At 74.5% G+C, this 25689-nt stretch carries 31 protein-coding genes; 12 read left to right on the top strand and 19 right to left on the bottom strand.

Annotated elements, in window-relative coordinates; translation table 11 throughout:
• Window positions 1-8: 8 nt before the first annotated feature.
• Complete coding sequence (locus tag ACSUPR_RS03515) at window positions 9-896, bottom strand: LysR family transcriptional regulator ArgP (protein WP_436889456.1); 888 nt, start codon at window positions 894-896, stop codon at window positions 9-11.
• Between the two features lie 73 nt (window positions 897-969).
• Here ACSUPR_RS03515 and ACSUPR_RS03510 point away from each other — a divergent pair, with 73 nt between their 5' ends.
• Entirely contained in the window at window positions 970-1593 is a 624-nt protein-coding gene (locus tag ACSUPR_RS03510) for a LysE/ArgO family amino acid transporter (RefSeq protein ID WP_436889455.1), read from the top strand.
• A gap of 23 nt (window positions 1594-1616) precedes the next feature.
• Here ACSUPR_RS03510 and ACSUPR_RS03505 read toward each other — a convergent pair whose 3' ends face one another.
• Together ACSUPR_RS03505 and ACSUPR_RS03500 are read right to left on the bottom strand one after the other, a co-directional pair.
• Window positions 1617-2168: a dihydrofolate reductase family protein gene (locus tag ACSUPR_RS03505; RefSeq protein WP_436889454.1), complete on the bottom strand. Its 552-nt coding sequence runs from the start codon at window positions 2166-2168 to the stop codon at window positions 1617-1619.
• Between the two features lie 198 nt (window positions 2169-2366).
• Window positions 2367-3890 carry an MDR family MFS transporter gene (locus tag ACSUPR_RS03500; RefSeq protein WP_436892223.1) on the bottom strand — a complete coding sequence of 508 codons (1524 nt, stop codon included), beginning with the start codon at window positions 3888-3890 and terminating at the stop codon, window positions 2367-2369.
• A gap of 186 nt (window positions 3891-4076) precedes the next feature.
• Between ACSUPR_RS03500 and ACSUPR_RS03495 the strand changes: the two genes are divergently transcribed.
• Together ACSUPR_RS03495 and ACSUPR_RS03490 are read left to right on the top strand one after the other, a co-directional pair.
• Window positions 4077-4682 carry a TetR/AcrR family transcriptional regulator gene (locus ACSUPR_RS03495; RefSeq protein WP_436889453.1) on the top strand — a complete coding sequence of 202 codons (606 nt, stop codon included), beginning with the start codon at window positions 4077-4079 and terminating at the stop codon, window positions 4680-4682.
• Between the two features lie 10 nt (window positions 4683-4692).
• Window positions 4693-5418: a creatininase family protein gene (locus ACSUPR_RS03490; RefSeq protein ID WP_436889452.1), complete on the top strand. Its 726-nt coding sequence runs from the start codon at window positions 4693-4695 to the stop codon at window positions 5416-5418.
• Here ACSUPR_RS03490 and ACSUPR_RS03485 read toward each other — a convergent pair.
• From ACSUPR_RS03485 to ACSUPR_RS03440, 10 genes are all read right to left on the bottom strand, one after another.
• On the bottom strand, window positions 5305-6357 hold the full coding sequence (locus ACSUPR_RS03485) for a lysylphosphatidylglycerol synthase domain-containing protein (RefSeq protein WP_436889451.1): 1053 nt from the start codon (window positions 6355-6357) through the stop codon (window positions 5305-5307). The two genes, ACSUPR_RS03490 and ACSUPR_RS03485, sit on opposite strands and share 114 nt — an antisense overlap.
• Window positions 6354-7139: a methyltransferase domain-containing protein gene (locus tag ACSUPR_RS03480; RefSeq protein ID WP_436889450.1), complete on the bottom strand. Its 786-nt coding sequence runs from the start codon at window positions 7137-7139 to the stop codon at window positions 6354-6356. Before ACSUPR_RS03480 ends, ACSUPR_RS03485 begins: the two co-directional genes overlap by 4 nt.
• Complete coding sequence (locus ACSUPR_RS03475) at window positions 7136-8167, bottom strand: glycosyltransferase family 4 protein (RefSeq protein ID WP_436889449.1); 1032 nt, start codon at window positions 8165-8167, stop codon at window positions 7136-7138. The genes ACSUPR_RS03480 and ACSUPR_RS03475 overlap by 4 nt, the downstream gene beginning before the upstream one ends.
• The gene (locus ACSUPR_RS03470; protein WP_436889448.1) at window positions 8164-8547 is read right to left on the bottom strand and encodes a 6-pyruvoyl trahydropterin synthase family protein; all 384 of its coding nucleotides are present in this window, start codon (window positions 8545-8547) and stop codon (window positions 8164-8166) included. The genes ACSUPR_RS03475 and ACSUPR_RS03470 overlap by 4 nt, the downstream gene beginning before the upstream one ends.
• Window positions 8548-8558: 11 nt before the next feature.
• Window positions 8559-9530, bottom strand: a complete 972-nt coding sequence (locus ACSUPR_RS03465; RefSeq protein WP_436889447.1) for a zinc-dependent alcohol dehydrogenase — start codon at window positions 9528-9530, stop codon at window positions 8559-8561.
• Between the two features lie 40 nt (window positions 9531-9570).
• Window positions 9571-10281: a CDP-alcohol phosphatidyltransferase family protein gene (locus ACSUPR_RS03460; RefSeq protein WP_436889446.1), complete on the bottom strand. Its 711-nt coding sequence runs from the start codon at window positions 10279-10281 to the stop codon at window positions 9571-9573.
• Window positions 10274-10897, bottom strand: a complete 624-nt coding sequence (ribA, locus tag ACSUPR_RS03455) for a GTP cyclohydrolase II (RefSeq protein WP_436889445.1) — start codon at window positions 10895-10897, stop codon at window positions 10274-10276. Before ribA ends, ACSUPR_RS03460 begins: the two co-directional genes overlap by 8 nt.
• A 120-nt stretch (window positions 10898-11017) precedes the next feature.
• A complete protein-coding gene (locus ACSUPR_RS03450) occupies window positions 11018-11929 on the bottom strand; it encodes a carbohydrate ABC transporter permease (protein WP_436889444.1) in 912 nt (303 codons plus the stop codon).
• Window positions 11926-12729: a carbohydrate ABC transporter permease gene (locus ACSUPR_RS03445; RefSeq protein ID WP_436892222.1), complete on the bottom strand. Its 804-nt coding sequence runs from the start codon at window positions 12727-12729 to the stop codon at window positions 11926-11928. Before ACSUPR_RS03445 ends, ACSUPR_RS03450 begins: the two co-directional genes overlap by 4 nt.
• 101 nt (window positions 12730-12830) lie before the next feature.
• A complete protein-coding gene (locus tag ACSUPR_RS03440; RefSeq protein ID WP_436889443.1) occupies window positions 12831-14114 on the bottom strand; it encodes an ABC transporter substrate-binding protein in 1284 nt (427 codons plus the stop codon).
• A 199-nt stretch (window positions 14115-14313) separates the two neighbouring features.
• On the opposite strand from ACSUPR_RS03440, the gene ACSUPR_RS03435 reads away from it, so the two are divergent.
• Complete coding sequence (locus tag ACSUPR_RS03435; RefSeq protein WP_436892221.1) at window positions 14314-15318, top strand: LacI family DNA-binding transcriptional regulator; 1005 nt, start codon at window positions 14314-14316, stop codon at window positions 15316-15318.
• Window positions 15319-15321: 3 nt separating this feature from the next.
• Here the strand turns inward: ACSUPR_RS03435 and ACSUPR_RS03430 are convergent, their stop codons facing one another.
• Window positions 15322-15972, bottom strand: coding sequence for a hypothetical protein (locus tag ACSUPR_RS03430; RefSeq protein WP_436892220.1), 651 nt, complete (start codon window positions 15970-15972; stop codon window positions 15322-15324).
• A 32-nt stretch (window positions 15973-16004) separates the two neighbouring features.
• Between ACSUPR_RS03430 and ACSUPR_RS03425 the strand changes: the two genes are divergently transcribed.
• Window positions 16005-16313, top strand: a complete 309-nt coding sequence (locus ACSUPR_RS03425) for a hypothetical protein (protein WP_436889442.1) — start codon at window positions 16005-16007, stop codon at window positions 16311-16313.
• Window positions 16314-16334: 21 nt separating this feature from the next.
• On the opposite strand, the gene ACSUPR_RS03420 is transcribed toward ACSUPR_RS03425, so the two are convergent.
• Window positions 16335-16724 carry a very short patch repair endonuclease gene (locus ACSUPR_RS03420; protein WP_436892219.1) on the bottom strand — a complete coding sequence of 130 codons (390 nt, stop codon included), beginning with the start codon at window positions 16722-16724 and terminating at the stop codon, window positions 16335-16337.
• Between the two features lie 166 nt (window positions 16725-16890).
• On the opposite strand from ACSUPR_RS03420, the gene ACSUPR_RS03415 reads away from it, so the two are divergent.
• Window positions 16891-17652 (top strand): thioesterase II family protein, encoded by a 762-nt coding sequence (locus tag ACSUPR_RS03415; RefSeq protein ID WP_436889441.1) that lies wholly within the window; start codon window positions 16891-16893, stop codon window positions 17650-17652.
• A 292-nt stretch (window positions 17653-17944) separates the two neighbouring features.
• Window positions 17945-18466 (top strand): GNAT family N-acetyltransferase, encoded by a 522-nt coding sequence (locus ACSUPR_RS03410; RefSeq protein ID WP_436889440.1) that lies wholly within the window; start codon window positions 17945-17947, stop codon window positions 18464-18466.
• Between the two features lie 34 nt (window positions 18467-18500).
• Here the strand turns inward: ACSUPR_RS03410 and ACSUPR_RS03405 are convergent, their stop codons facing one another.
• Window positions 18501-19379: an aldo/keto reductase gene (locus ACSUPR_RS03405; protein ID WP_436889439.1), complete on the bottom strand. Its 879-nt coding sequence runs from the start codon at window positions 19377-19379 to the stop codon at window positions 18501-18503.
• A 126-nt stretch (window positions 19380-19505) separates the two neighbouring features.
• Entirely contained in the window at window positions 19506-19652 is a 147-nt protein-coding gene (locus tag ACSUPR_RS03400; protein ID WP_436889438.1) for a hypothetical protein, read from the bottom strand.
• A 25-nt stretch (window positions 19653-19677) separates the two neighbouring features.
• Here ACSUPR_RS03400 and ACSUPR_RS03395 point away from each other — a divergent pair, with 25 nt between their 5' ends.
• The 4 genes from ACSUPR_RS03395 to ACSUPR_RS03380 all read left to right on the top strand — a co-directional run bounded on the left by ACSUPR_RS03395 (window position 19678) and on the right by ACSUPR_RS03380 (window position 22724).
• Window positions 19678-20241: a CGNR zinc finger domain-containing protein gene (locus ACSUPR_RS03395; RefSeq protein WP_436889437.1), complete on the top strand. Its 564-nt coding sequence runs from the start codon at window positions 19678-19680 to the stop codon at window positions 20239-20241.
• Window positions 20242-20567: 326 nt separating this feature from the next.
• On the top strand, window positions 20568-20786 hold the full coding sequence (locus ACSUPR_RS03390; protein ID WP_436889436.1) for a DUF5957 family protein: 219 nt from the start codon (window positions 20568-20570) through the stop codon (window positions 20784-20786).
• Window positions 20787-20792: 6 nt separating this feature from the next.
• Window positions 20793-22004 (top strand): sensor histidine kinase, encoded by a 1212-nt coding sequence (locus tag ACSUPR_RS03385; RefSeq protein ID WP_436889435.1) that lies wholly within the window; start codon window positions 20793-20795, stop codon window positions 22002-22004.
• Between the two features lie 54 nt (window positions 22005-22058).
• A complete protein-coding gene (locus tag ACSUPR_RS03380) occupies window positions 22059-22724 on the top strand; it encodes a response regulator (protein WP_436889434.1) in 666 nt (221 codons plus the stop codon).
• A gap of 214 nt (window positions 22725-22938) precedes the next feature.
• Here the strand turns inward: ACSUPR_RS03380 and ACSUPR_RS03375 are convergent, their stop codons facing one another.
• The gene (locus tag ACSUPR_RS03375; RefSeq protein WP_436889433.1) at window positions 22939-23742 is read right to left on the bottom strand and encodes an IclR family transcriptional regulator; all 804 of its coding nucleotides are present in this window, start codon (window positions 23740-23742) and stop codon (window positions 22939-22941) included.
• 212 nt (window positions 23743-23954) lie between these two features.
• On the opposite strand from ACSUPR_RS03375, the gene pcaD reads away from it, so the two are divergent.
• The gene (gene pcaD / locus ACSUPR_RS03370; RefSeq protein WP_436889432.1) at window positions 23955-24728 is read left to right on the top strand and encodes a 3-oxoadipate enol-lactonase; all 774 of its coding nucleotides are present in this window, start codon (window positions 23955-23957) and stop codon (window positions 24726-24728) included.
• 61 nt (window positions 24729-24789) lie between these two features.
• Here pcaD and ACSUPR_RS03365 read toward each other — a convergent pair whose 3' ends face one another.
• Entirely contained in the window at window positions 24790-25629 is an 840-nt protein-coding gene (locus ACSUPR_RS03365) for an SAM-dependent methyltransferase (protein ID WP_436889431.1), read from the bottom strand.
• Window positions 25630-25689 lie beyond the last annotated feature (60 nt).

Raw genomic sequence — 25689 nt, 5'->3', positions numbered from 1 at the left:
TCGGCCGGTCACAGGGGGTGGAGGTGGGCGGCGGCGTGGTGGCGGACGATCTCGGTGAGCCGGTCCAGGGCGGGGGAGCGCAGGTTCCAGCGCTGCCAGTAGAGGCGGACGTCGATGGGGTGGTCGGGGGCCAGGGGGATGAGCTCTCCGGTGGCGAGGGCGTCCCGGCACTGTTCCTCGGGGACTGCTCCCCAGCCCATGCCGAGGTGGACGGCGCGGGCGAAGTCCTGTGATGCGGGGATGTAGTGGCGGGGGCCTTGGGGTTCTTCGTCGAGGGTTTCGCGCAGGAAGCGGTCCTGGAGGTCGTCGCGCCGGTCGAAGTTCAGTACGGGTGAGTGCGCCAGGAGGTGGTGGTCGCCGCGGCCGTCGAGGTGTCGGGTGTTGAATTCGGGGGTGCAGACGGCGAGGTAGCGCATGGTGCCGAGGCCTTCGACGGTGCAGCCCTGGACGGCCTCGGGGGTGGAGGTGACGGCGGCCATGACGGTTCCGGAGCGGAGCAGGGATGTGGTGTGCTCTTCGTCTTCGCGGTGGATCTCGAAGGCGACCTCGAATTCCTCGGTGACGGCGGCCAGCGCTTCCAGGAACCAGGTGGAGAGGCTGTCGGCGTTGACGGCGAGGGGGAGGACGTGGTCGACGTCGTCGGATCCGAGTTCGGCCAGGGCGTCCTGGTCGAGGGTGAGGACCTGGCGGGCGTGGCGGAGGACGATGTCGCCGGCGGGGGTGGTGGTGACGGGTGTGGTGCGTTGGACGAGGACTTTGCCGACGGCCTGTTCCATGGCCCTGACGCGCTGGGAGACGGCGGAGGGGGTGAGGTGCAGGGCGCGGGCGGCGGCTTCGAAGGTGCCTTCGTCGATGAGGGCGGTGAGGGTGCGCAGGTGTTCGTACTGGAAGGGCATGTTAAGCCTCTCTTAGGGGTTCTAAGAAAGTTTAGCTTTACTGCATGTGGAGGCGGGGCCTAGCGTTGCCCGGGTGAACGCGACTCTTCTTCCCGCGGTGCTCGGTCTGGGGACCGGGCTCGCCCTCATCATCGCCATCGGCGCCCAGAACGCCTTCGTCCTTCGGCTGGGCATCGCCGGGCGTACCGCCACGGTCCTGCCGGTGGTGCTGGTGTGCTCCCTGTCCGATGCCCTGCTGATCACGTTGGGGGTGCTGGGTATCGGTGCGGTGCTCACGGCGCTGCCGGGGCTGATCGCGGTGGTGCGCGTGCTGGGGGCGGGGTTCCTGCTGGTGTACGGGGCGATGGCGGCCCGGCGGGCGCTGCGGCCGGGCGGGGAGGCGCTGGAGGCGGGTACGGCCGAGGTGGTGGGCCGGGGTGCGGCGGTCACCACGGCGGTGGTGCTGACCTGGCTGAACCCGCACGTGTACCTGGACACGGTGCTGTTCCTGGGGTCCCTGGCCAACCAGTACGAGGGTGCGCGGTGGTGGTGGGCGGCCGGGGCGGTCTCGGCGAGTTTCCTGTGGTTCTTCTCCTTGGGGTTCGGTGCGCGGTTGCTGCGGCCGGTGTTCGCGCGCCCTGGGGCGTGGCGGGTGCTGGACGGGGTGATCGCGGTGGTGATGCTGGTGCTGGGGGTGCGGATGGCGCTGGGAGGCTGAGCCGCCCGGCGCCATCCGGCGGGTCAGGTGCGGCGGTAGCGCAGCAGGACGGCCTGGGAGTCCAGGACCCGGGATTCGACCAGGGCCAGTCCCAGGCGTCCGAGGGGGGCGGGGAAGGCGGGCTTGCCGCCGCCCAGGACGACGGGGTGGACGAAGACCCGGTACTCGTCGATGAGGCGGTGGCGGGTGAGGTCGGCGGCCAGGGCGGAGCCGCCGAAGAGGATGAGGTTCTCCCCGGCGGCCTTGATGTCGGCGATCTTCCCGGCGTCGTCGACGACGCGGGTGTTCCAGTCGGCCTTGTCCAGGGTGCGGGAGACCACGATCTTGGGCTTGTCCCGCCAGGTGGGGGCGAAGGCGAGGTCGTGGGGATCGTCGGAGTACCGCTCCGCGTGGGGCCAGAAGCCCGACATCATGTCCCAGGTGACGCGGCCGTAGAGGAAGGCGTCGGCGTGCTCGCCCAGGGCGCGGGAGTCCTCGGACATCTCGGGTCCCATGACGGGCCAGTCGAATTCGCCGTCGGGGCCTTCGATGTAGCCGTCCAGGGACTGGTGGACGAAGTGGACGAGTTCGGCCATGGGGACTCCCGCGGTTCAAGTGCCCGGTCCTGGTCGCCGGGTACGGGCTCACGCTAGCGCCGCCCTCCGACAGGGCGGGCGGCCGCCGGAGGGTGCCGGTCAGGCCTTGTGCGCAGCGGGGCGGGTGTCCCCCCGCCCGCGGGGTTCTGCGTACGGCGGAGCACCCCGTCCCGGGGGACGGGGCGCTCCGCGGTGGTTTCAGTCGGTGGCCGGCCGGGCCGGGGCGGGGCCGGCGGTGTCCTCGGCCCGGGTGGCGGGCCCGGGCAGGTCGAGGCTGTCGCGCAGCCGGACCCGGGGGAGCAGGAGGCCGACGAGGAGGCCCACGACGGCGATGCCGGTGGCGACGAGGAAGATGTCGCCGGTGGCGGTGCCGTAGGCGTCGGCGACGATACCGCGGATGAGGGGCGGCATGGCGTCGAGGTTGAGGGTGCCGGTGCCGGAGGCGGCGGCTCGGTCGGTGTCGATGCCTGCGGCGGTGAGGCCGCGGGTGATGTCGGTGGAGACCCGGTTGGCCAGAACGGCGCCCAGGACGGAGACGCCGATGGTGCCGCCCAGGGAGCGGAAGAAGGTGATGGCGCCGCTGGCGGCGCCGAGTTCGCGCAGGGGCACCGAGTTCTGGACGACCAGGACGAGGTTCTGCATGGACAGGCCCACGCCGGTGCCGACCAGGAGCATGCCCAGGCCGACGTAGGGCAGCGGGCTGTGGGCGTCGATGGTGGAGAGCAGGAAGAACCCGACGGTGAGGGTGGTCAGGCCGGTCATGACGTAGGACTTGACGCGGCCGGAGCGGGAGACCATGCGTCCGGAGACGGTGGAGGAGACGAGGACGCCGAGCATGAGGGGGATGGTGAGGAGTCCCGCCTCGGTGGGCGAGTAGCCGCGGGCGAGCTGGAAGTACTGGCCGAGGAAGACGGCGCCGCCGAACATGGCCATGCCGACGGCGACGCTGGCGAGGATGGCGACGGCGGTTTCGCGGCGTGCGACCAGGTGCAGGGGGATGACGGGCTGGGAGACGCGGGACTCGACCCAGACGGCCAGGCCGAGCAGGAGGGCGGCGGCGGCGACCATGGCGGCGCTCTGCCAGGAGATCCAGGCGAAGTCGTTGCCGACGAAGGTGATCCACAGCAGGAGGGTGCTGACCCCGGCGGCGATGAGGGCGGCTCCGGCGTAGTCGACCCTGGTGTCGGGGCGGCGGATGTCGTCCAGGTGCAGGGTGCGGGAGAGGACGATCATGGCGACGGCCATGAAGGGGATGCCGATGAGGAAGCACCAGCGCCAGCCGAGCCAGGAGATGTCGGTGATGGCGCCGCCGATGAGGGGGCCGCCGACGGTGGCCACGGCCATGATGGCGCCGATGTAGCCGTTGAACCTGCCGCGCTCCCTGGGGCTGACCAGGGAGCCGATGACGACCTGGACGAGGACCTGGGAGGCGCCCATGCCGAGTCCCTGGACGGCGCGGAAGGCGATGAGCTGGCCGGTGGTCTGGGCGAGGCCGCACAGGAGGGAGGCGGCGATGAAGAGGAGGATGGAGATCTGGAGGAGCCGCTTCTTGTCGAAGAGGTCGGCGAGTTTGCCCCAGACGGGTGTGGAGGCGGTGGAGGCGAGGAGGGCGGCGGTGACGACCCAGGTGTACTGGGACTGGGTGCCGTTGAGGGAGCCGACGATCTGGGGGAGGGCGACGGAGACGATGGTGCCGCTGAGCATGGTGACGCCCAGGACCATGAGCAGTCCGGTGAGGGACCGCAGGACCGTGGGGCGGGCCTCGGTGTCGGATAACGGACGTGCTGTGCTCACGTGGACCCCTGGAAAGCGTGAAAGTGAACGGTGTTGACCGGCGCCCACCAGCATACATGCAGTGCGCGCAAAGATGCCCAGTGGGCAATTTTTCATTGCGTGTAACATGTCACCATGGACGTCTCACCGGGGCTGCGCGAACTCAAGAAGGAGCGCACACGGCTGCGCATCCACCGGGCGGCGCTGCGCCTGGTGGCCGAACGCGGCCTGGACGCGGTGACCGTCGAGGAGATCGCCGCCTGCGCCGAGGTGTCCCGGCGCACCTTCTCCAACTACTTCGCGGGCAAGGAGGACGCCTGCCTGTACGGTGACGCAGCCTCCGCCGGGGAGTTCCTCGACGCCCTGCGCGCCCGCCCCGCCCCCGAGCCGGCCTGGACCGCGCTGCGCGCCGCCGGCCGCGCCGTCCACACCTCGCACGGGCCGTCACCGGACCGGGAGCGGATGCAGGCCGCCCGCCTGGCGTTCGAGCACCCCGCGCTGCTGGGGCGGCGCCTGGCCGGCCGCCAGGGGCTGCTGCTGGAGGCCGCCGGGGAGCTTTCGGGGCGGGCGCTGCCCGCGGGGGTGAGCCGGCCGGCCCTGCTGGTGACGGTGTTCCTGTCGGCGTTCGTGCACGGCCTGCACGAGTGGGTCCAGGAGGGGTCCGGGACGCTGGGCGAGGTGCTGGAGGGCGTCCTGGACGAGGCCGGTGCAGCCTTCGCCGACCCCGCCCCGCCGCCCTGATACTGGGGGCATGGACGAACGCGCGGTTCTGCCCGAGACCACCGGCCCCCAGGAGGGCGAGCGCGACCCGGTCGCCGCGGTCCTGCCCGTGGGCAGCCTGGAACAGCACGGCCCGCACCTGCCGCTCACCACCGACACGCTCATCGCCTGCGCCCTGGCCGGGGAGGTGGCCCGAGCCCACGGCCTTCGGCTGCTGCCGCCGCTGGCGTTCGGCTGCTCCCACGAGCACGCCGCCTGGCCCGGCACCGTCAGCGTCTCGGCCACCACCCTGCACGCCCTGGTCACCGACGTCGCAGCGTCCCTGGGCGGTGTTCCGCTGCTGGTCGTCAACGGACACGGCGGCAACCACGTGCTCGCCAACACCGTCCAGCAGGCGGGCGGGCGCATGGCCCTGTTCCCCGGCCCCGGCGAGTGGGAGGCCGCCCGCGCCGCCGCCGGGATCACCACCACCAACGACCAGGACATGCACGCCGGGGAACTGGAGACCTCCGTGCTGCTGCACACCCACCCCCACCTGGTGCGGCCCGGCTACGAGGGGGCCGACCACCGCGCCCCCGAGCGCGACCACCTGGGCACCCTGGGGCTGGGCGCCTACACCGCCAACGGGGTGGTGGGCCTGCCCTCACGGGCCGGGGCCGCCAAGGGGCGTGCCGTGCTGGCGTTCCTCACCGACCGGGCCGCCGGGCACCTTGCCGCACTGGAACAGGCGCGCCGCCAGCACGGGCAGGCCCGGTAGCGCCGCGGCCAGGGCCAGCAGCCCGTACACCACCGACACCGTCAGCCCCAGGTCAGCGCCCAGGCCGGCCGCGCCGAAGGCCGCGGCGGTGGCGGCCTCGCGCGGCCCCCACCCGCCCACGTTCACCGGCAGGCTCATCGCGGCCAGGGCCAGCAGCGCCAGCGGCACCAGGCGCAGGAGCGGGACGTCCGCCCCCGCCAGGCGGGCGGCCAGCAGGAACAGGGCCACGTGCCCGGCCAGGGCCGCCGCCGACAGCGCCAGCACCGCCGGGGCCCGCCCCAGCAGCGCGGTGCGCGCGTCGCCCAGGGCGCGGGCCAGGAACCGGCCCGGCCGACTGGTGCACAGCCGGGGGAGGCGCGCCGCGGCGGCGGCCAGGGCGGCGGCCGCCGCGACCAGGGCCAGGGAGGCGGCGGCCGTGGCCCAGCCCGCGCCCCACAGCGCCGAGGGCAGGGTCAGCGCCAGGGCGGCCAGGGCCAGGGCCAGGACGACCTGTCCGGCCAGGCGTTCCAGGAGGACGGCGCGCACGGCGCGGCCCGGGTCGCCGCTGGCGCGCCCGTGGCCGAGGGCCCGGTGGGCGTCGCCCAGGATCCCGGCGGGCAGGACGGCGTTCAGCAGCAGGGCGAGGTAGTAGTCGGCCAGGGCCCGGCCGGGGGCCAGGCGCAGGCCCACGGCGTGGGCGACCACCCGCCAGCGGGCCGCGCACAGGGCGGTGGTGGCGGCGCCCAGGGCCACTGCGACGGCGACGGCGCCGGTGTCGACAGCGGACAGGGCGGCGGTGAACGCGTCCAGGGGGTGGCGCCACAGCACCCAGGCCAGGATGAGGGCGCCGGCGCAGGTGCGCAGGGCGGCGCCGCGGCCGTTGCGGGTTCCGGTACCCGGGCGGCCGTCGCCGGTGTGGAGGCCGCCGGCCGGGGGCGGGCGGTCCCGGTGCAGGGTCACGGCCGGTCCCGGGCGGGCATGAGCAGCAGGTCGTCGTGGTGGACGACGGCGGTCAGGCGCCCCTGGTCCAGCTGCCGCAGGCGCCGGGCGAGGTAGTCGCGCAGGGGCAGGTCCGGGTCCTGTTCGGCGGCGGCGCCCACCCAGCCCCGGAGCCACATGCGGGTGACGGGTGCGGGGTCGGGGCCCAGCCGCCAGGGGCTGGGGAAGGTCGTGGCCCGGTAGTGGCGGCGGGCGAACGCGTCGATGGCGGCGTCGGTGGCGTCGGGGCCCAGACGCCCGTCGCGGCGCTGGTGGGCGTTGAAGGCGGCGGCGACCGCGGCGTCCAGGGGGTCCTCGGGGGTGAGGGCGACCCGGCCGGCGACGGAGAGGGTGAACCAGGCGGGGCGGGCGGTGGCGGCCACGGCGTCGGCCAGGGTGAGGATCTGTGGTTCGGTGAGCAGGTCCAGCAGGGCCGAGGCGGCGACGAGGGTGACGCCGGCCAGGTCGGCGGGGCGCAGCCGGGTCAGGTCCAGCAGGCGGGTCTCCACGCGGGGCAGGGGGGTGCCGCCGCCCGCCAGGGCGAGCAGGTGCGGGTCGCGGTCGAAGAGCATCCAGCGGTGGACGCCGGGCAGGCGGGGGGCGGTCCAGCGGGCCAGGGCGCCTGTACCGCAGCCCAGGTCGGCGACGGCCTCGGCGTGGGGGGCCAGGGCGGCCAGGGGGCCGCGGGAGCGGGCGCGGGCGTCGGCGTCCTCGCGGGCGGCGAGCCACTGCGGTGTGAACTCCTCGGTGCGGGTGGTGCTCACTGGGGTTCCTCCCGGTCCAGGACGGCGCTCACCGAGCGGGCCGTCTGTTCCCATCCTGCCAAGTCGGGGCGGCGCCGGCGGGCCGAACGCCGAAGCCGTTCCCGCAGGGACGGGTCGGTGAGCCATCGGCGCAGCGCGCGGGCCAGGGCGTCCGGATCGTCGGGGGGGACGAGCAGGCCGGGGCGTGTGCCGGTGGGGTCGTGGCCCAGGGCTTCGGGGACGCCGCCCACGCCGGTGGCCAGGACGGGGACGGCGCGGGCCAGGGCCTCGGTGACGACCATGCCGTAGGTTTCGGCGCGGGTGGGCAGGACGAGGAGGTCGGTGGCGGTGTAGGCGGTGTGCATCCGGGGGGCGGTGAGGGGGCCGGGGAGGGTGACGCGGTCGCCGAGGCTGCGGGCGGCCTCCTGCAGGCGGGCGGTCCAGAGGGTTCCGCCCCGGGCGGGCAGGCCGGGGCAGGTGCAGGTCCAGGGCAGGTCGCGGACGCGGTGCAGGGCGGCGAAGAGGACGTCGTGGCCTTTGCGCGGGGTGGGGGAGGCCGGGCACAGCAGGCGGGTGCCGTCGCCGGGGGCGGTCTCGGGGGCGGGGTCGGCCCCGGGCGGGGCGGTGGCCACCCCGGCCAGGCCGTGGCGGGCGGCCAGGTCGTGTGCGGCGGTGGCGCTGGTGGCGATGGTGGCGGCCGCGGCGTGCAGGACCCGGCGTTCGCGGGCCTGGAGGTCGGCGGCGGTGGCGGGGTCCAGTCCGGTCTCGTCGGCCAGGGGCAGGTGGACCAGGACGACGGTGCGCAGCCGGGCGGCGTGGGGCAGGACCACCTCCGGTACGGGGCAGGCCAGCAGCCCGTCCAGCAGGACGGTGGCTCCGTCGGGGAGGCCGGCCAGGAGCCGGTGCAGGGCCGCCCGGGCGGCGGCGTCGGGGTGGGGCCACGCCCCGGGCACCTGGACCCGGTGCAGGCCAAGGGCCCGGGCCAGGCGCAGGTCGTAGGTGTGGCCGCCGCTGGGAGCGGCGGGTTCGGGGACGGCGAACAGGGTCACAGGTGCCGCTCGTAGGAGGCCCAGGCGATGTGGGACTCGTGCAGGGTGACGGTGATCCTGGTCAGACCCCGGGCGGGGGCGTCCAGGCGCTGCACCAGCCGGTCGGCGACCGTGCGGGCGAGGAACTCGGTGGTGGTGTTGGTCCCGGCGAACTCGGGGACCTCGTCCAGGTTGCGGTGGTTCAGCTCGCCCACGACCCCGGCCAGGGCCCGGGAGAGTTCGCCGATGTCGATGACGATGCCGTCGGGGTCGAGTTCGGGGCGGTGCACGGTGGCGTCCACGGTGAAGGTCGCGCCGTGCAGGGCCTGTGCGGGGCCGAAGACCTCGCCGCGGAAGCTGTGGGCGACCATCATGTGGTCGCGGACCGTGACACTGAACACGGGTGCTCCTCTCAGTAGACGATGCGGTGGCACAGGGCGGGCAGGGAGCCGTCGGCCAGGCGGGGCAGGACCGAGGGCAGGTCCTCGAAGGGGCTCTCCCCGGTGAGCAGGGCGTCGAAGGCGGGGTCGGTGAGCAGCCGCAGGGCCAGGGCGAGGCGTTCGGCGTGGTCGTAGCGGGAGCGGCGGGCGGGGGAGATCATGCCGACCTGGCTGGCGCGGACGGTGAGCCGGTGGGAGTGGAAGTCGCCGCCCAGGGGGAGGATGACCTGCCGGTCCCCGTACCAGCTGAGTTCGACGACCTCGCCTTCGGCGGCGAGGAGTTCGAGGGAGCGGGTGAGGCCGGCCTCGGTGGCGCTGGCGTGGAAGACGAGGTCGCAGCCGGTGTCGGCGTCGGCGGGTGCGGCGAAGTCCACGCCCAGGCTGTGGGCGGTGCGGGCGCGGCCGGGGTCGATGTCGACGAGTTGCACCCGTACCCCGGGGATCTGTGCGGCCAGGCGGGCCACGCAGCAGCCGACCATGCCGGCGCCCACGACGGCGATGCGGTCGCCGATGCGGGGGGAGGCGTCCCACAGGGCGTTGACGGCCGTCTCGACGGTTCCGGCCAGGACGGCGCGGGCGGCGGGTACGCCGTCGGGCACCGGGGAGACGGCGGAGGCGGGGACGGTGAACAGGTCCTGGTGGGGGTGGAGGGTGAACACGGTGCGGCCCAGGAGGCGGGCGGGGCCCTCTTCGACGGTGCCGACGTTGAGGTAGCCGTATTTGAGGGGGCCGGGGAAGTCGCCTTCCTGGAAGGGGGCGCGCATGACGTTGTACTGGCCGGGCGGGACGCCGCCGCCGAAGACGAGGGTCTCGGTGCCGCGGCTGATGCCGGTGTAGCGGGTGCGGACCAGGACCTGGTCGGGGCCGGGGTCGGCCAGGGGCTGTTCGCGGATCCGTCCGTGGCCGGGGGAGAGGGTCCAGAACGCCCGTGCGGTCCTTGCCATGGTCCTCCTTCGTGTCGACGTCGTGGCCTGTTTCACCCTGTCAGGTCCGGTGGCGGTGCAGCCACCGGATGTCGCGGCCGAAGGACCAGGTGAGCAGGGCCAGGGCGGCGGCGGTGAGCAGGGCGGCGAGCGGGTGCGGGGTCGCGGGTGCCAGGGCTGCGACCAGGGCGGTGCCCTGGACGGCGGCGACGGCCTTGCGGGCGCGGGAGGGGGGCAGGGGGGCCGACAGCCAGGGCGCCCACCGGGCGGCGGCCGCGAACGCGTAGCGCATGGTGCCGATCGCGAGGGTCCAGGGCCCCAGCAGGGGTGCGGCGGCGGCGCTCAGGACCAGCAGCAGGAACGCGTCGGCCTCCATGTCGAAGCGGGCGCCGAACTCCGAGGCGGTGCCGGTGCGGCGGGCCACGGGGCCGTCGGCCAGGTCCAGGGCCAGGGCGGTGGCGGCGGTGGCGACGGCCGCCCAGGGGTGGGCGGCGTCGGCGAGCAGGCCGGCGGTGGCGGCGGTGAGGGTGCAGCGGGCCAGGGTGAGGGTGTCGGCGGGGCCGAACCGGTGGCGGGCGCGGGCGGCGGCGCGGGCCAGCAGGGCTCCTCCGGCCACGGCGACGGCGGTGGCGGTGGCCCATCCGGCGGGGCCCAGGCCCGGGGCCGCGTCCAGGGCCAGCAGCACCGCGAGCTGTCCGGCGGCCGCGCCGGCGAGGACCCGGTGGAGCGGGCGCCGTACCGGGTGGGCGCACGCGGGGGCGGGGTCAGGCATCGGGGGTCTCCGGCAGGGGCAGGTCGTGTCCCAGCCGGTCGCGCTTGGCCTGGAGGTAGGGGAGGTTCTCGGGGCGGACGGGGGCGACCAGGGGGTCTCGGGCGGTGACCTCGACGCCGTGTTCTTCCAGGGCGCGGGCCTTGGCGGGGTTGTTGGACAGCAGGCGTACGGAGGCGACGCCCAGGTGGTGCAGCAGGCGGGCGGCGGGGCCGTAGTCGCGGACGTCCACGGGCAGGCCCAGGGCGGTGGCCGAGTCGACGGTGTCCAGGCCGCGGGTGTCCTGGAGGGCCAGGGTGCGGACCTTGTCGAGAAGGCCGATGCCCCGGCCCTCGTGGCCGCGCAGGTAGACCAGGACGCCGCGGTCCGCGGCGGTGATCCGCTGCAGGGCGGCGTTGAGCTGGTCGCCGCATTCGCAGCGCAGGGCTCCCAGGGCGTCCCCGGTGAGGCATTCGGAGTGGACGCGGACGGGGACGTCGCCGTGGCCGTGGACGGGGCCGTGGACCAGGGCCAGGTGTTCGGTGCGGTCGACGGGGTCGCGGAAGGCCAGTGCGCGGAAGGGCCCCCACCGGGTCGCCAGGTGGGCTTCGGCGGCCTCGGCCGGTGCGTGGTGGTCCATCCCGTTCCCCTCGGGCCGTGTCTGTGGGGGTGGCGGGCGGGGAGCCGTTCGGTTCACGCCCGGGCCCTCCCGGTTATAACCTGCCGCCTCCCCCTGTGGCGGGGATCTGAAACACGGAGTTCACTTGCCGCCCACCCCCATCAGGCCGTCGGCGAGGGAGCGGCGGGCCACGAGGTAGACGATGAACAGGGGGACGGTGGACAGGACCACGGCGGTGAGCAGGCCGGGGACGTCGACGCGGTACTCGCCCTGGAATTCGTACAGGCCCATGGTGATGACCCGCCGGTCGGCGGACTGGGTGAGGATGAGGGGGAAGAGGAAGCCGTTCCACGCCTGGAGGGCGGAGTAGATCGCGACGGTGCTCAGCGCCGAGCGGGACATGGGGACGACCAGCCGCAGGAAGGTGCGGATGGATCCGGCGCCGTCCAGGGCCATCGCCTCGTACAGCTCCTCGGAGATGTCGCGCATGGAGCCGACCAGGATCAGGACGCACACCGGCAGGGCGAAGGCGGCGGTGGGCAGGACGATGGCGGTGAGGGTGTCGTACAGCTCCAGGCGGACGATGATGACGTAGACGGGGATGATGACGGCCTGGGCGGGGATGGCCAGGCCCAGCAGGAACACGCGGAACGCGGCGTCGGTGATCCGGGTGCGGGAGCGCACGATGGCGAACGAGGTGGTGGCGGCCAGGACCACGACCAGGGCGACGACGGCGGCGGTGACCAGGGCGGTGTTGCCGATGAAGCCGAGCAGGCCCTTGTCGACGGCGGTGGCGTAGTTGCCCAGGGTGGGGTCCGAGGGCGGGGCCAGGGGGCCCTCGGGGACGTAGTTCTCGCCGCGCTGGAAGGTGGCGATGACGAGGGCGTACAGGGGCAGGGCCACCACGGCCAGCCAGGCCAGGGCGCCCAGTCCTCCCAGGGTGTTGGGGCGTTCGCCGACGCCGCGGTGGCGGGTGCGGGCGGGCCGCCGGGGGCGCGGGGGCGGGGTGGTGCGGTGTTCCTTCACGGGGGTGTGCTCCTGCAGGGTGTTCACAGGCCCTCCCTGGTGCTGCGCATCGAGCCGAAGCCGGTCAGGCGCACCATCACCAGGGCGATGAGGGTGGCGGCGAGGACGAGGGTGAACGCGATCGCGCTGGCGTAGCCCAGTTCCCAGCTGCGGAAGCCGGCCCGGAACATCAGGTAGGGGACGATGGTGGTGTCGGTGCCCGGGCCGCCGTCGGTCATGATGAGCACCGTGTCGAAGTAGGTCAGCGAGCCGACGACCATCAGTACCGAGGAGGTGGTGATGGTGTTGCGCAGCTGGGGCAGGGTGATGTGCCAGAACATGCTCAGGCGTCCGGCGCCGTCGATGCGCGCGGCCTGGTAGAGGGACGCGGGGATCTGGCGGGCCCCGCCCTGGTAGAGCAGCATGTGCAGCGGGATGAACTGCCAGGCGGCGACGAACACGATCACCCAGAAGGCGCTGCCGCCGTGGCCCAGGGGGTCGAGCGAGCCCAGGCCCAGGGCGGGTCCGGCCCAGGCCAGGGGGCCGAAGTTGGGGTCCAGCAGGGCCCGCCAGACGATGGCCACGGCGGCGGAGGACAGCAGCAGGGGCAGGAAGAAGATCGCGGACAGGACGGCGCGGCCGTGCTGGCGGCCCGCCGACCACACCCCCAGGAGCAGGCTGATGGGGGTCTGGATGGCCCAGCTGGCGACGGTGAGCAGCAGGCTCAGGCCCAGGGCCCGGTGCATGAGCGGGTCTCCGGCGAGCCGGGTCCAGTTGTCGAGTCCGGCGAAGACGGGGTCGCCCAGGCCGCCCCAGTGGGTGAAGGACAGGTAGGCGACGAGCAGCATGGGCAGGACGGCGAACAGGGCGAAGAACGCGGCGCCGGGCAGGGCCCACAGGGGCCCGGGCCGCCCGGTGCGGGGGGCGGCCCGGTTCTGGACTCCGGCGCTCACAGGGCGGCCAGGGCGTCGACGAATTCCTGGGGGGTGCGCTGCCCGTTGAAGAGGGCCTCGATCTCGGTGACCATGGGGGTGGCGATCTCGGGGGTCAGGGCCTGGTCCCAGGAGAGCTGGAAGTGGGGGGCGTCGCGGACCAGTTCGTACTGGAAGGTGGCGAACTCGGGGTTGGGGCTGTCGGCGAGGACGTCTTCGGCGTCGGTGGTGGTGGGGACTTCGCCGTTGGCGACCATGTCGGTGACGTAGTCGTCCTGGGCGGTGTACTTGAGGAACTCCAGGGCGTGGTCCAGGTGGGGGCCGTCGGCGGTGACGGAGAAGTAGTTGGTGGGGTTGCCGACGATGTTGGCGGGGTCCCCGGTGCCGTCGGGAACGGGCGGGAAGGGGACGTAGCCCAGGTCGTTCTCGGCGAAGTCGCGGGCCTGGTCCAGGTGGGTGGAGTATTCCCAGGAGCCCATGAGGTGCATGGCGGCGCGGCCTTCGGAGAGAAGGGTGGAGGCGCCGCCCTCGGTGTAGCTGACGGAGGCGTAGTTGTCGCCGAAGGCGCCGCGTTCGACCAGGTCGGTGACCGTTTCGGCGGCCTGGAGGACGGCGGGGTCGCGCCAGCCCTCGGAGTCGCCCTCGGCGATGCGGGCGAACACCTCGGGGCCGCCGATGCGGTCGACGAGGTACTGGAGCCACATCTGCTCGGTCCAGGGGTCGGCGCCGGCCAGGGCGAAGGGGGTGACTCCGGCTTCGGTGAACTCGTCGATGAGGGTCAGCAGGTCGTCCCAGGTCTGCGGGGGTTCGACGCCGACCTCGTCGAAGACGGCCCGGTTGTAGAAGAGGACGACGGGCTGGGTGCCGCGCAGGGGGATGCCGTACTGGACGCCGTCGACCTTGCCCGACTCCAGGACGGAGGGCAGGAAGGCGTCGGCGAATTCGGGGTCCTGGGCGAGGAGGTCGTCGAGGGGTTCGAGGAGGCCCTGTTCGGCGTAGGGGGCGATGCTGCCGGCGCCCCAGTTGAAGAACACGTCGGGTTTCTGCGCGGAGCCCATGGCGGTGCGCAGGCGTTCGACGTAGTTGTCGCCGGGGACCTGGTCGATGACGGCGTGTGCGCCGTCGGCGCCCTGGTCGGCGTTGAAGCGCTCGACGGCGCCTTCCTGTACGACGACGAGGGTGTCCTGGTACATCCACACGTGCATGTCGTCGGAGGCGGCCGTGCCTCCTGAGCAGGCGGTGGCGGTGAGCAGGGCGAGCGCGGCCAGTGCGGCGGCCGTGCCGACTCGGGGGGTGGTCATCGCGTATCCCTTGGTCGAAAGTTTCGGACTTTGTTCCGAAACTTGTGGTGCCCGAATGTACGACGCGGCGTGGGTCACGTCAATATCCGCTGTGGTTCAGATCACCGGTGGCCGCGGACGGCGGTGCCGTACAGGCGCCGGGCGCGTAGTATCTGGCGGCGTGAGTACACAGCCGAACCACGAAACCCCCCGGGGCGCGATCAGCGGGCCGGTGACCATCGCGAAAATTGCGGAAGCCGCGGGGGTCTCCGTCCCGACCGTCTCCAAGGTCCTCAACGGGCGGGCCGACGTGGCCGAGGACACCCGGGCCCGCGTGGAGGAGCTCATCCGCACCCACGGGTACCGGCGCCGCAGGGGCCCCGGGGGAGGCCGCTCGGCCCTCATCGACCTGGTGTTCCACGAACTCGACAGCGCGTGGGCCATCGAGGTGGTGCGCGGGGTGGAGAACATCGCCCGCCAGGAGGGGCTGAGCGTGGTGCTCACCGAGTCGGGCGGCCCGACCCCGCGCGAGGACTGGATGGACGCCGTCCTGGCCCGCCGCCCCACCGCCGTCGTCCTGGTCTTCTCCGGCCTGGCCGCCGAGCAGCGCACCCGGCTGACGGCGCGCGGCATCCCCTTCGTCGTCGTGGACCCGGCGGGGGACCCCGGGCCCGACATGCCCGCGGTGGGGTCGGCGAACTGGAGCGGGGGGCTGGCCGCCACCCGCCACCTGCTGGAGCTGGGGCACCGGCGCATCGCCGTCATCGGCGGGCCGCGCGAGGTGCTGTGCAGCAAGGCGCGCATCGACGGCTACACCTCGGCCCTGGACGCCGCCGGGATCGGTGTGGACCCCGACCTGATCCGGCACGGGGACTTCCACGTGGAGAGCGGGCGGGCCCGGGGGCGGGAGCTGCTGTCCCTGGCCGATCCGCCCACCGCGGTGTTCGCCGGCAGCGACCTGCAGGCCATGGGGCTGTACGAGGCGGCCCGGGAGCTGGGGGTGCGCATCCCCGAGGACCTGAGCGTGGTGGGCTACGACGACCTGCCGGTGGCCCGGTGGGTGGGACCGCCGCTGACCACGGTCCGCCAGCCCCTGACGGAGATGGCCGAGGAGGCCACCCGGATGGCGCTGGTGCTGGCGCGCGGGGGGCGCCCGGCCAACCTGCGCCTGGACCTGGCCACGGCCCTGGTGGTGCGGGGCAGCACCGCGCCGCCGCCGCGCTGACCCCTACGCCGGGGGCAGGGTCACGGCGATCTCGCCGCCCAGGGAGTGGCCGCCCTCCAGCCTGAGGCGGTCCCCGCTCCAGAACCGTCCCGGGTCGTAGTAGCCGGGGCGGCGTCCGCCCGGCAGCAGGCCCATGGCCTGGTAGGTCAGGGCGATGACCTCGGCGCAGTAGGCCGACTCCAGGGCGTGCTCGGCCTGGTCGGCGTCCCCGGCCCGGCGCAGGAAGGAGGGGCGGCGCAGCGGCAGGCGCCCGCGCGCCCACCGGCCGGCCATCTGGGCGGTGGAGGGGAAGGGGGTGCCGTCCAGGCGGGCGATGGTGCGCAGGACGGCGTCCTCGGCCCGGCGGTCGACCTCGGGGTCGATCTGGCGCAGCCAGCCGCGCTGGCCGTACTTGCGGCCCCACACCAGGACGGCGTCGCGCAGGTCGTGCAGCTGGACGCCGCGCTGGTGCCTGCCCGTCCACATGTCGGGCAGGGAGCGGCCCAGTTCGGCGTGCCACATCAGCGGGGGCAGGTCGTCGATGACCACGGACATGCCCACGTGGTTGACGGGGCTGTTGGTGGTGAGCTGGATGGCGCGGTCGGCGGCACTGGTGCCGCGGAACACCCACACGTCGCCGGTACGGGTGAGTTCCAGCGCCCGGTCCAAAGAGATCTCGCTATCGGCCACACCGTTAGCCTAGGCACATGCGATGGTGGAAAGTACTGGGAGCGGCGGCTTTCGTGGGTGTGGCGGCCACGGGCGTGGCGATCGCCCGTGCGGAGCGCCAGCGCCGCGCCTACACCCCCGACCAGGTCAGGGACCGGTTGCGGGAGCGCACGGCGCAGGCCGCCGGGGCCGCCGGGGCGGACGGGCGGGGCGGTGACCAGGAGGTTCCGGCGCAGGCCGGGCCGGGGTGGGCCAGGGCCCTGCCGGGCCGGGTGCGGGACCGCCTGCGCGCCCTGGGTACGCGGGCCCGGGCCGGGCTCGCGCGGGGAGGCGACCGGCGGGACTGACCCGGATGTGGCCGGATCCGGTCACCTGCGGGGTGCCGGCGGTGCCGCGCGCACCGCGGCGACCACCCGCGCGGCGGCCGCGGCGGGGTCCTCGTGCTCCCAGAAGCGCAGCACGGTCCACCCGGCCTCGGCCAGACGGCGGTCGGTGTCGGCGTCGCGTGCGCGGTTGGCGGCGACCTTGTCGGCCCAGTAGGCGGCGTTGGTGCGCGCCCGCGTGTGGTGCTCGGGGCAGCCGTGCCAGAAGCAGCCGTCGACGAAGACCGCCACGCGCCTGCGGGTGAAGACGAGGTCGGCGGTGCGGCGCAGGGCCGGCAGGGGGCGGGCCGAGACGCGGTAGCGCAGGCCGGCGGCGTGGACCAGCCGGCGCAGGGCCAGTTCGGGGCCGGTGTCGCGGCCCCTGTTGGCGCGCATGCTCTTGCGCACGCCTTCGTTGAGCGCCCGGGTGGGTCGGGGAACCGCCATGGGGTGAAGGGTAGCGGGCGGCGCCGGGGCCTTTTGTTACCCACCAGTGTTACCGGCTGGTAGTTTTGCCGCTGGTGCGGCGGTGGGCCGTGCCCTCGACGTTGGGGGGAGTGCGGTGCGGCCCGATGCCCTGATCCGGATCCGGCCGGTGCCCGAGTGGGGCTTTCGGCTGTTCGTCCTGCACCACGCGGGCGGCTCGGCGCAGGCCTACCGGCCCTGGGTGCGCCACCTGCCCGCCGACTGGGACGTGTGCCTGCTCCAGGCGCCCGGGCGCGGCTCGGGCGGCGGCGGGCCGCTGCGCGGGGCGCGGGAGCTGGCCCGGTTCCTGTACCCGCTGGTCGTCGGCGGCCACGACCGGCCCTTCGGGTTGTTCGGGCACAGCATGGGCGCCCTGGTCGCCTATGAGATCGCGCTGCTGGCCCTGGCCGAGGGCGGGCCGGTGCCGGCGTGGCTGGGGGTGTCGGCGTGGAGTCCGGCGCCGGGCCCGGAGCGGGAGGAGCCCCGGCACCTGCTGCCCGGCGACCGGCTGCGGGAGGGGCTGGCGCGGATGGGCGGGACCCCGTCGGCGGTCCTGGCCGATCCGGAGCGGTGGCGGGCGGCCGAGCCGCTGGTCCGCGCCGACCTGGAGCTGGTGGACACCTGGCGCCCGGTGCCGGGCACCCCGCCGCTGCCGCCGTCGGTGGCGGTCTCGGCGCTGGGCGGGGCCGGCGACACCGGGGTGCCGCCCGCGCGCATGGACGCCTGGCGGGAGTACGCGGCGGGGCCGGTGGTGCGGCACACCCTGCCCGGCGGCCACTTCTACTTCGTGGGGGACATCGGCGGGACGGCGGCGCGGATCACCGCGGACGTGCGGGCGGCGGTGGGCGCACCCGCCTGAGCGGGGAGCGCCCGAGCCCGTCCCCCACGGCGGGCCCGGGCGCGGGTGCCGGCCGGGGGGCGGGGGAGTCGACCGCGGCGCCCTCCAGGAGTGGGAGCGCTCCCAGCCGGGGGTTCCACGATAGGCGATCCGAAGACCCTGGGTAAAGAGCAGATGACGAACCGTTTCCCCCGCCGTGGTGCGCGGGGGGTAGGAGGTGTCCGGTGCGGGTCGCGCCCGGCTTCCCCAACGGATGCCCACTCTTGTCCCCGCGCCCCTGTGCGGCTGCTCGCGCGGCCGCTACCGTTGTGGTATGAGCCTTGAGCTGCCGACCGACCGACTCCTGGTCAGGGAGTGGGAGCTGGACGACGCCGAAGCCGCCCTGAAGATCTACGGGGCCGCTGAGGTGGCGCACTGGCTGACGCCGGAATGGCACCCGGTGAACGACGCGGGCGCGATGCGCTCGGTGCTGCACGCCTGGATCGAGGCGGGACCCAACCTCATCCCCCCCGCCGGGCGCTGGGCCATCGTGCGCAAGGAGGACGACGAGCTGGTGGGCGGGCTGTCCCTGAAGCTGCTGCCCCCCTATGAGGAGGACTTCGAGCTCACCTGGGCGCTGCGCCCGGACGTGTGGGGGCGGGGGTACGCCACCGAGGCCAGCCGGGCCGTGATCGGGTGGGCGTTCGAGCAGGGCATCGAGGAGATCTTCGCGGTCGCCCGGCCCCGCAACGAGCGGGCCATCGCGGTGGCCCGGCGACTGGGCATGGAGTGGGTGGGCGAGACGGAGAAGTACTACGACATGCCCCTGCAGGTGTTCCGGCTGCGGCCGGCCTGAGGCGCGCCCGGCGCGGCGGCCGGGCGCGGGCGCCTCAGCCGAGGTGGCTGCCGATGCGGTCGACCTCCTCCTCCGACAGCCGCAGGGCGGCGGCCGCGACGTTCTCCTCCAGGTGCGCCACCCGGGAGGTGCCCGGGATCGGCACCATCACCGGTGAGCGGTGCAGCAGCCAGGCCAGTGCGAGCTGGGCCGGGGTGACGCCGCGTTCGGCGGCCAGGGCCGCCAGCGGGGAGTCGGCCGCGGCCAGGGCGCCCCGGTCCACCGGGGCCCAGGGCAGGAAGGCGATGCCGTCCTTCTCGCACTGCTCCAGGACGTCCTCGGACTGGCGGAAGGAGGGGGCGTACTGGTTCTGGACCGAGGCGATGGGGGTGATGGCGCGGGCGGCGGAGAGTTCGTCCACGTTCACCTCGCTGAGCCCGATGTGGCCGATCTTGCCCTCGGCGCGCAGCCGGGCGAGTTCGCCGAGCTGGTCGGCCAGGGGCACCTCGGGGTCGATGCGGTGGAGCTGGAACAGGTCGATGCGTTCCAGGCCCAGGGTGCGCAGGCTCATCTCCACCTGCTGGCGCAGGTACTCGGGGCGGCCCAGGCGGTGCCAGCGGCCCGGGCCGGTGCGCACGAACCCGGCCTTGGTGGCGATGACGAGGCCCTCGGGATAGGGGTGCAGGGCCTCCCGGATGAGCTGTTCGCTGATCTGGGGGCCGTAGGAGTCGGCGGTGTCGATGAAGGTGACGCCCAGCTCGACGGCTCTGCGCAGGACCGCCAGGGCCTCGTCGCGGTCGCGGGGCGGGCCCCAGACTCCTTCGCCGACGATGCGCATGGCTCCGAAGCCGAGCCGGTGGACGGGCAGGTCGCCTCCCAGGGCGAGGGTCCCCGAGAGTGCGGCGGTGCCCGCCGCGGCGTTCTGGTCGGTCACGGATGTCCCTTTCGTGTGCGGCCACCGCCGTCGGGTCCCGGCCGGTGCTGCGGGCAGGATCTCAGGCGGTGGCGGACACCCGCAAGGCGCCACGGGGCCCGGTGCGCGGGCCGGGCCGGGCGCGGGTCAGCGGTCGGCGGGGGCTGCCAGGACCAGGGGCGGGGTCAGGGTGACGCGGCGGCGGCCGCAGGGGCAGTGCTGGTAGGAGACCAGGCCCTCGCTGGTGGTGTGGGCGGAGTCGGTGGTCCAGTGGTGTCGGTGCTCGGTGGTCATGCCTCCAGTCTGGTGTAATGGCATTATGCATATCAACCCTTACGGGCGGGACCCGGTGGGGCTGGCCGTGGACCTGGTCAACCGCCCCGTGCGCGACACCGAGGACCTGGCCCGGCGCTGCGCCGAGGTCGGGTTCGTCCTGGAGCGGCCGGTCGGCGCGGACGACCTGGTGCGGGTCCGCGCCTTCCTGGAGCGGTGGACGCGGGTCGTGGACGCCGACGGCCCCGGTGAGCGGGCGGCCCGCCTGAACCCGCTGCTCACCGAGTTCGCGTCGGCTCCGCGCCTGACCGACCACACCGGCGACGGCTGGCACCTGCACTACCGCCCCGACGGGCTGGCCGCCCACCACCAGATCGCCGTGCTCGTCTCGGTGGGCACGGCCCTGCACCTGACCGGTCGGGGCATGGACCGGCTGGGCCGGTGCGCCGCGGACGACTGCGGCCGCGTCTTCGCCGACTTCTCCCGCAACGGCCGCCAGCGCTACTGCTCGCCGGCCTGCGGCAACCGCGACGCGGTGCGCCGCCACCGGGCCCGCGTCAGAGGTTCAGGCGCACCCCCTGGTCCGCGAGCCAGGCGTTCAGCTGGATGACCGTCTCGGCGTGGGTGCGGGCCACCGGAGCGGCGGTCGCCCCGCTCCTGGCCGGGGCGGCGCTTTGTGCCGGTGGCGGAGGCGGCGATGGCCGCGACGACCGGGCCGGGGGCGGCACGGCCGACTGCCGAGCGGCACCGCCGAGTCCGGCACCGTGCGCAGGGGCCTCACCCGGGCCCGGGGAGCCCGCCCCGGGCGGTGCGCGGGCGCCCGCGTACCTCTCAGGGCGGACACCGGGTGTCCACCGTGGGCGGACGACGGGCCCGGTGACCGCTCCTTAGGCTACGGATCCACCGTGATAGAAGTTGATCCGAAAGGACCGGGCCATGGGCAACGGGCTGAAGATGCTGGGGGCCGCCGTGCTGGGGCTGCTCGCGGGCATCGTTGTGGGCTTCGTCGTGTCGGAGCTGATCGGTATCGCCCTGCTGCTCCTGGGCGGGGGCGAACTGCCCCCGTGGGCCTCCTCGGTGCGTTTCGTCATCGTCCTGTTCGCCGCCATCGGCTTGGTGGGCGGTCCCATGCTGGTGACGCGGAAGGGAAGGTGACCGCAGGTGCCCTCGAGGCCCGGCGGGAACGGGTGGACCGGTGGGGAGCCGGGCCCGGCTGAGGCGGCGCCGGGCGGGCGGACCGAGACGGCCACCGACGCCGCCATCGCGGTGGTGACGGCAGTGGCCCTGGTCATCGCCGAGACGGTGTTCGCGTTCGACCGGGGGATGCGGCCCGAGCCGCTCAGCGTGGCGATCCTCCTGGTGGGCTCGGCCTCGATCGCCCTGATCGGCCGGTGGCCCATGGCCGCATCCGTCACCGTGGGCCTGTGCCTGCCGCTGTACTACGTGACGGGCAGCGAGGACACATGGGTGGCGTGGCTGATGCTGTTCGTGGCGGTCGTGCGGTCGGCGGCCGACGGCCGCCGGGCGGCGCCGGTGGCCGCGGTGGCCGTCGCGCTGGGGTTCTTCGCCCTTGCCGAGATCACGGCCTTCGACCCGTGGCGGTCGGCGGCCGTCCTGGCGTGGATGGCGGTCATCGTCGCCGCCGCGGAGATCATCCGCAACCGGGCCGCCTACCTGCGTGCGGTGGAGCAGCGCGCCGCCGAGGCCGAGCGGACTCGGGAGGAGGAGGCACGGCGCCGTGCCACCGAGGAGCGGTTGCACATCGCCCGGGAGCTGCACGACGTGATCGCGCACAACATCTCCCTGATCAACGTGCAGGCGTCCTCGGCGGTGCACCGCCGGGACCCGGAACGGGCCTTCGAGGCGCTGGAGGCGATCAAGACCGCCAGCAAGGAAACGTTGCGGGAGCTGCGCACGACGCTGGGCGTGCTGCGCCAGGTGGACGAGCAGGACGGGGAGAGGGCGCCGGTCCCCGCCGCGGGGAGGCTGCCCGAGCTGGTGCGCGGTGCGCGCGAGGCGGGGCTGACGGCGGTGCTGACCGTGGACGGGGCCGAGAGCGAGGAGTTCGCCGGCCCCGAGCCGCCCGCCCCGGTGGGTGCGGCGGCCTACCGCATCGTGCAGGAGGCGCTGACCAACGTGCGCCGCCACTCGGGGGCCGACCGGGTGGAGGTGGCGGTCGAGCACGGGCCGCAGGCGTTCTCGGTGCGGGTCGCCGACAACGGGCCCGGGGGTGCGGCGGGGGCGCAGACCGAGGGCAACGGGCTGCGGGGGATGCGTGAGCGCGTCCTGGCGCTGGGCGGTGAGTTCTCGGCGGGTTTCCGTTCAGGGGGCGGGTTCCAGGTGTACGCGCGCTTCCCGGTGGAAGGACGGTGAGCGGCCCCCGCGCTCTTCGGTGGGAGGCGGTACGAGATGGAAGGAAGGCGAGATGTGGTCGACGTTCTGATCGCCGACGACCAGACCCTGGTCCGGGCGGGTTTCCGGTCGATCCTCGACGGTGAGGACGACATCTCCGTCATCGCGGAGGCGGGTGACGGTCTGGAGGCGGTGGAGACCGCCCTGCGCGAGCGCCCCGACGTGGTGCTGATGGACATCAGGATGCCGGGGATCGACGGTCTGGAGGCGACCCGGCGGATCGTGGCGGACCCGCGTTCGGAGGGGGTGCGCATCGTCATCCTCACGACATTCGACCTGGACGAGTACGTTTATGCTGCGCTGCGGGCGGGGGCCAGCGGGTTCCTGGTCAAGGACACCGAGCCGATGGAGCTGATCCACGGCGTGCGGGTGGCGGCGCGGGGCGACTCCCTGCTGTCGCCGGGTGTCACCCGGAGGTTGATCGCCGAGTTCGCGGACCGGATCAAGGAGCCTCCGCCGGCCACGCGGCTCAACAGCCTGACGGTGCGCGAGCGCGAGGTCCTGGCCGGTGTCGCCGAGGGGCTCAGCAACGACGAGCTGGCCCGGCGGCTGGTGGTCTCCACGGCCACCGCCAAGACGCACGTGAGCCGGGTGCTGGCCAAGCTGGGGGCGCGGGACCGGGCCCAGTTGGTGGTCATCGCCTATGAGAGCGGCGTGGTGCGGCCCGGCTGGCTTTCCTGAGCCGCTCCCCGGGCGGGGCGGCGCCCGGGTGTCCCGGCCGCCGCCCCGTGTGCCGGCGCCCCGCCGGGACCGGCGGCGGTGCCACGGACAACCCGCGGCCGTGGGCCGGAGCGGCATCCGACGGGGCGCATCCCCGGCCCGCGGCCGTCGGCGGCAGGCCCGGGGCCGTCCAGGCCGGGAGGAGTGCCGCGCCCGGGGCCGGGCGCGGACCGGGTCACACGCCCGCGTCGCGGCGCGACACCGACGCCAGGTCCGCCTCGATGCGGGCGGTGGCCTCCAGCAGGGCGGGCAGCAGGTCGCGGCGCACGTCCTCGATGGAGGACCGGTTGGCCTGCGCCGACACGTTCGCGGCCGCTATCACCCTGCCGGTGGTGTCGCGGACGGGGGCGGCCAGCGACCGCAGCCCCTCCTCCAGCTCCTGGTCCACGATCGAGTACCCCTGCTCGCGCACCCGGTGCAGCTCGGCGCGCAACCGCGCGGGGTCGGTGATGGTGAACCGGGTCAGCGGCTCCAGGCGCACCCGGGCGAGGAAGTCGTCGAGTTCGGCGTCGTCGCGGTCGGCCAGCAGCACCCGGCCCATCGACGTGGCCACGGCAGGGAAGCGGGTGCCGACCCGGATGGAGACGGTCATGATGCGCGAGGTCGCCACCCGCGCCACGTACAGGACGTCGTCGCCGTCCAGCACCGACACCGACGCCGACTCGTGCACCCGGGCGGACAGGTCCTCCAGGTGCGGCTGGGCGACGTCGGGCAGCCCGGCCGAGGCCACGTAGGCGTATCCAAGTTCCAGGACGCGCGGGGTCAGGGAGAACTGCCGCCCGTCGGTGCGCACGTACCCCAGGTCGGCCAGGGTCAGCAGGAAGCGGCGGGCCGCCGCCCGGGTCAGGTGCGTCTCCCGGGCCACGTCGCTCAGGGTCATGGAGGGGCGTTCGGCGGAGAACGCCCGGATGACCAGCAGGCCGCGCTCCAGGGACTGCACGAAATGGGGGCCGCGTTCCGGTTCGTCTTCGGTGGGCATCTGCGCTTCCTGGGAGTGGGGCGGTCGGGCCGGGCGGATCGGGGCGGGCGGCATGGCCCCGGGCGACCAGGTCGCCCGACCGTGCCGGCGGGTTCCGGTACCGGGTCGAGCTTACCGACGAGGGGGCCGGGCGGTGCGCCGGTGCCCGGGCGCGCGCCGCCGCTGGCAGGATGGGCCCGCACCCGGATACCGCAACGGAAGGGGACAGGACCATGAGCGTCGACCTGCACCACGTCGAGGACGGCCCCGCCGACGCACCCCCGCTGCTGCTGGGCGGTTCGCTGGGCACCACCACCGCCATGTGGGAGCCGCAGGTGGCGGCGCTGTCCACCGGGTTCCGGGTGATCCGCTTCGACCACCGCGGCCACGGCGGCTCCCCGGTCCCGCCCGGCCCCTACACGATGGCGGACCTGGGCGGGGACGTGGTGGCCCTGCTGGACCGGCTGGGCATCGGGCGGGCCCACTACGCGGGCCTGTCCCTGGGCGGGATGGTGGGCCAGTGGCTGGCGGTCCACCGCCCCGACCGCCTGGACCGGCTGGCCCTGCTGGCCACCTCGCCCTACGCGGGCCCGGCCGGGCCCTGGCGGGAGCGGGCCGCCCTGGTGCGCGAACGGGGGACCGGTGCCGTGGCCGACACGGTGGTGGGCCGCTGGCTGACCCCCGGCTTCGCCGCGGAGCACCCCGGCGAGGTCGCCGAACTGCGCGGCCAGGTCGCCGCCACCGACCCGGAGGGGTACGCGGGCTGCTGCGAGGCCGTCGCCGGCCACGACGTGCGCGGGGACCTGCCCGGAGTCGGGGTCGCGACCCTGGTGGTGGCCGGGGCCGAGGACCCCTCGACGCCGGCCGCCGACCACGCCGGGGTGATCGCCCGGCTGCTGCCGGGGGCGGAGTACACCGTGCTGCCCGACACCGCCCACCTGGTGTCCCGGCAGCGCCCGGACGAGGTGAACGCCCTGCTGCTGGGGCACTTCTCGGCGCGGGGCTGAGGGGGCGCCGTCCCCGCCGGAGCGCTCCGGCGGGGACGGCGCCCCGGTGTCCGCAGGAGGCTCAGGGTTTGACCGCCACCCCCGAGTACTCCCACAGCTTCACGGTGAGGTCGCCGGGCCGGGTGCGCGGCGCGATCTCGGGGTGGCGCCAGCTGGCGCAGTCCACGGCCCGCGGCTCCTCGTCGCGGTCGTCGGCCCAGGCGCTCACCTTCTCCAGTCCGTCGAAGGCCGCCGCGGCCTCCTGGGGGGAGCGCACCCGTCCCCACGGGGTGCCGAAGGAGAGCATCTTGTCGGTGACCCACCGGGCGGTCCCGGGGTCGTCGGACACGATGTGGGAGTAGATCAGGACCGACCCCGGGGCCATCCGCTCCATCAGCCCGGCCACCATGCCGAACGGGTCGGCGCTGTCGGGGATGCAGTGCAGCATCGACACCAGCATCACGCCCAGCGGCCGGTCGGTGTCCAGCAGGTCGAGCGTGCGGGGGTCGGTCAGGACCGGCTCCACCCCCTGGGAGATGTCGGCCATCAGGAAATCCGCGCCCCGGCCGCCCGCCAGCAGGGCCCGGCCGTGGGCGATGACGATGGGGTCGTTGTCCACGTACAGCACCCGGGCGCCCGGTGCGACGCGCTGGGCGACCTGGTGGGTGTTGTCCGCGGTGGGCAGCCCCGCGCCCAGGTCGAGGAACTGGTCGATGCCCCGGGAGGCCGCGTACTCCACCGCCCGGGTCAGGAAGGCCCGGTTCTGGTTGGAGAGCGTCAGCAGCTCCGGGACCTGTGCCAGGAGGACGTCACAGGCCTTTCGGTCCACCTCGAAGTTGTCCTTGCCGCCCAGCAGGTAGTCGTACATGCGGGCGACGCTGGGGGTCTCCATGTCGATGTCGGGGGGGAAGCGGTCGGCCATGTGCGGTCCGGGGCGGCACCCGGCGGACTGTGCCGGGCAGAGGGCGCCCCTGCCTCCTTC

The sequence above is a fragment of the Nocardiopsis dassonvillei genome, from assembly GCF_964273065.1.
GTDB classification, from domain to species: Bacteria; Actinomycetota; Actinomycetes; order Streptosporangiales; family Streptosporangiaceae; genus Nocardiopsis; species Nocardiopsis dassonvillei_B.
Note: the sequence above shows the minus strand (reverse complement) of the source record. Positions and strands in the feature narration are given on the sequence as shown.

Coding starts and splice junctions, on each gene's coding strand:
- ACSUPR_RS03500 (WP_436892223.1), bottom strand. CDS start 3,890: ATGGTCCTGGGCGTCACCATGCTCAGCGGCACCATCGTCTCCGTCGCC.
- pcaD (WP_436889432.1), top strand. CDS start 23,955: ATGAGCGTCGACCTGCACCACGTCGAGGACGGCCCCGCCGACGCACCC.
- ACSUPR_RS03495 (WP_436889453.1), top strand. CDS start 4,077: ATGGACGTCTCACCGGGGCTGCGCGAACTCAAGAAGGAGCGCACACGG.
- ACSUPR_RS03400 (WP_436889438.1), bottom strand. CDS start 19,652: ATGACCACCGAGCACCGACACCACTGGACCACCGACTCCGCCCACACC.
- ACSUPR_RS03410 (WP_436889440.1), top strand. CDS start 17,945: ATGAGCCTTGAGCTGCCGACCGACCGACTCCTGGTCAGGGAGTGGGAG.
- ACSUPR_RS03460 (WP_436889446.1), bottom strand. CDS start 10,281: ATGCCTGACCCCGCCCCCGCGTGCGCCCACCCGGTACGGCGCCCGCTC.
- ACSUPR_RS03395 (WP_436889437.1), top strand. CDS start 19,678: ATGCATATCAACCCTTACGGGCGGGACCCGGTGGGGCTGGCCGTGGAC.
- ACSUPR_RS03420 (WP_436892219.1), bottom strand. CDS start 16,724: ATGCGCGCCAACAGGGGCCGCGACACCGGCCCCGAACTGGCCCTGCGC.
- ACSUPR_RS03465 (WP_436889447.1), bottom strand. CDS start 9,530: ATGGCAAGGACCGCACGGGCGTTCTGGACCCTCTCCCCCGGCCACGGA.
- ACSUPR_RS03515 (WP_436889456.1), bottom strand. CDS start 896: ATGCCCTTCCAGTACGAACACCTGCGCACCCTCACCGCCCTCATCGAC.
- ACSUPR_RS03490 (WP_436889452.1), top strand. CDS start 4,693: ATGGACGAACGCGCGGTTCTGCCCGAGACCACCGGCCCCCAGGAGGGC.
- ACSUPR_RS03440 (WP_436889443.1), bottom strand. CDS start 14,114: ATGACCACCCCCCGAGTCGGCACGGCCGCCGCACTGGCCGCGCTCGCC.
- ACSUPR_RS03390 (WP_436889436.1), top strand. CDS start 20,568: ATGGGCAACGGGCTGAAGATGCTGGGGGCCGCCGTGCTGGGGCTGCTC.
- ACSUPR_RS03505 (WP_436889454.1), bottom strand. CDS start 2,168: ATGGCCGAACTCGTCCACTTCGTCCACCAGTCCCTGGACGGCTACATC.
- ACSUPR_RS03365 (WP_436889431.1), bottom strand. CDS start 25,629: ATGGCCGACCGCTTCCCCCCCGACATCGACATGGAGACCCCCAGCGTC.
- ACSUPR_RS03445 (WP_436892222.1), bottom strand. CDS start 12,729: ATGCTGCTCGTCGCCTACCTGTCCTTCACCCACTGGGGCGGCCTGGGC.
- ACSUPR_RS03425 (WP_436889442.1), top strand. CDS start 16,005: ATGCGATGGTGGAAAGTACTGGGAGCGGCGGCTTTCGTGGGTGTGGCG.
- ACSUPR_RS03375 (WP_436889433.1), bottom strand. CDS start 23,742: ATGCCCACCGAAGACGAACCGGAACGCGGCCCCCATTTCGTGCAGTCC.
- ribA (WP_436889445.1), bottom strand. CDS start 10,897: ATGGACCACCACGCACCGGCCGAGGCCGCCGAAGCCCACCTGGCGACC.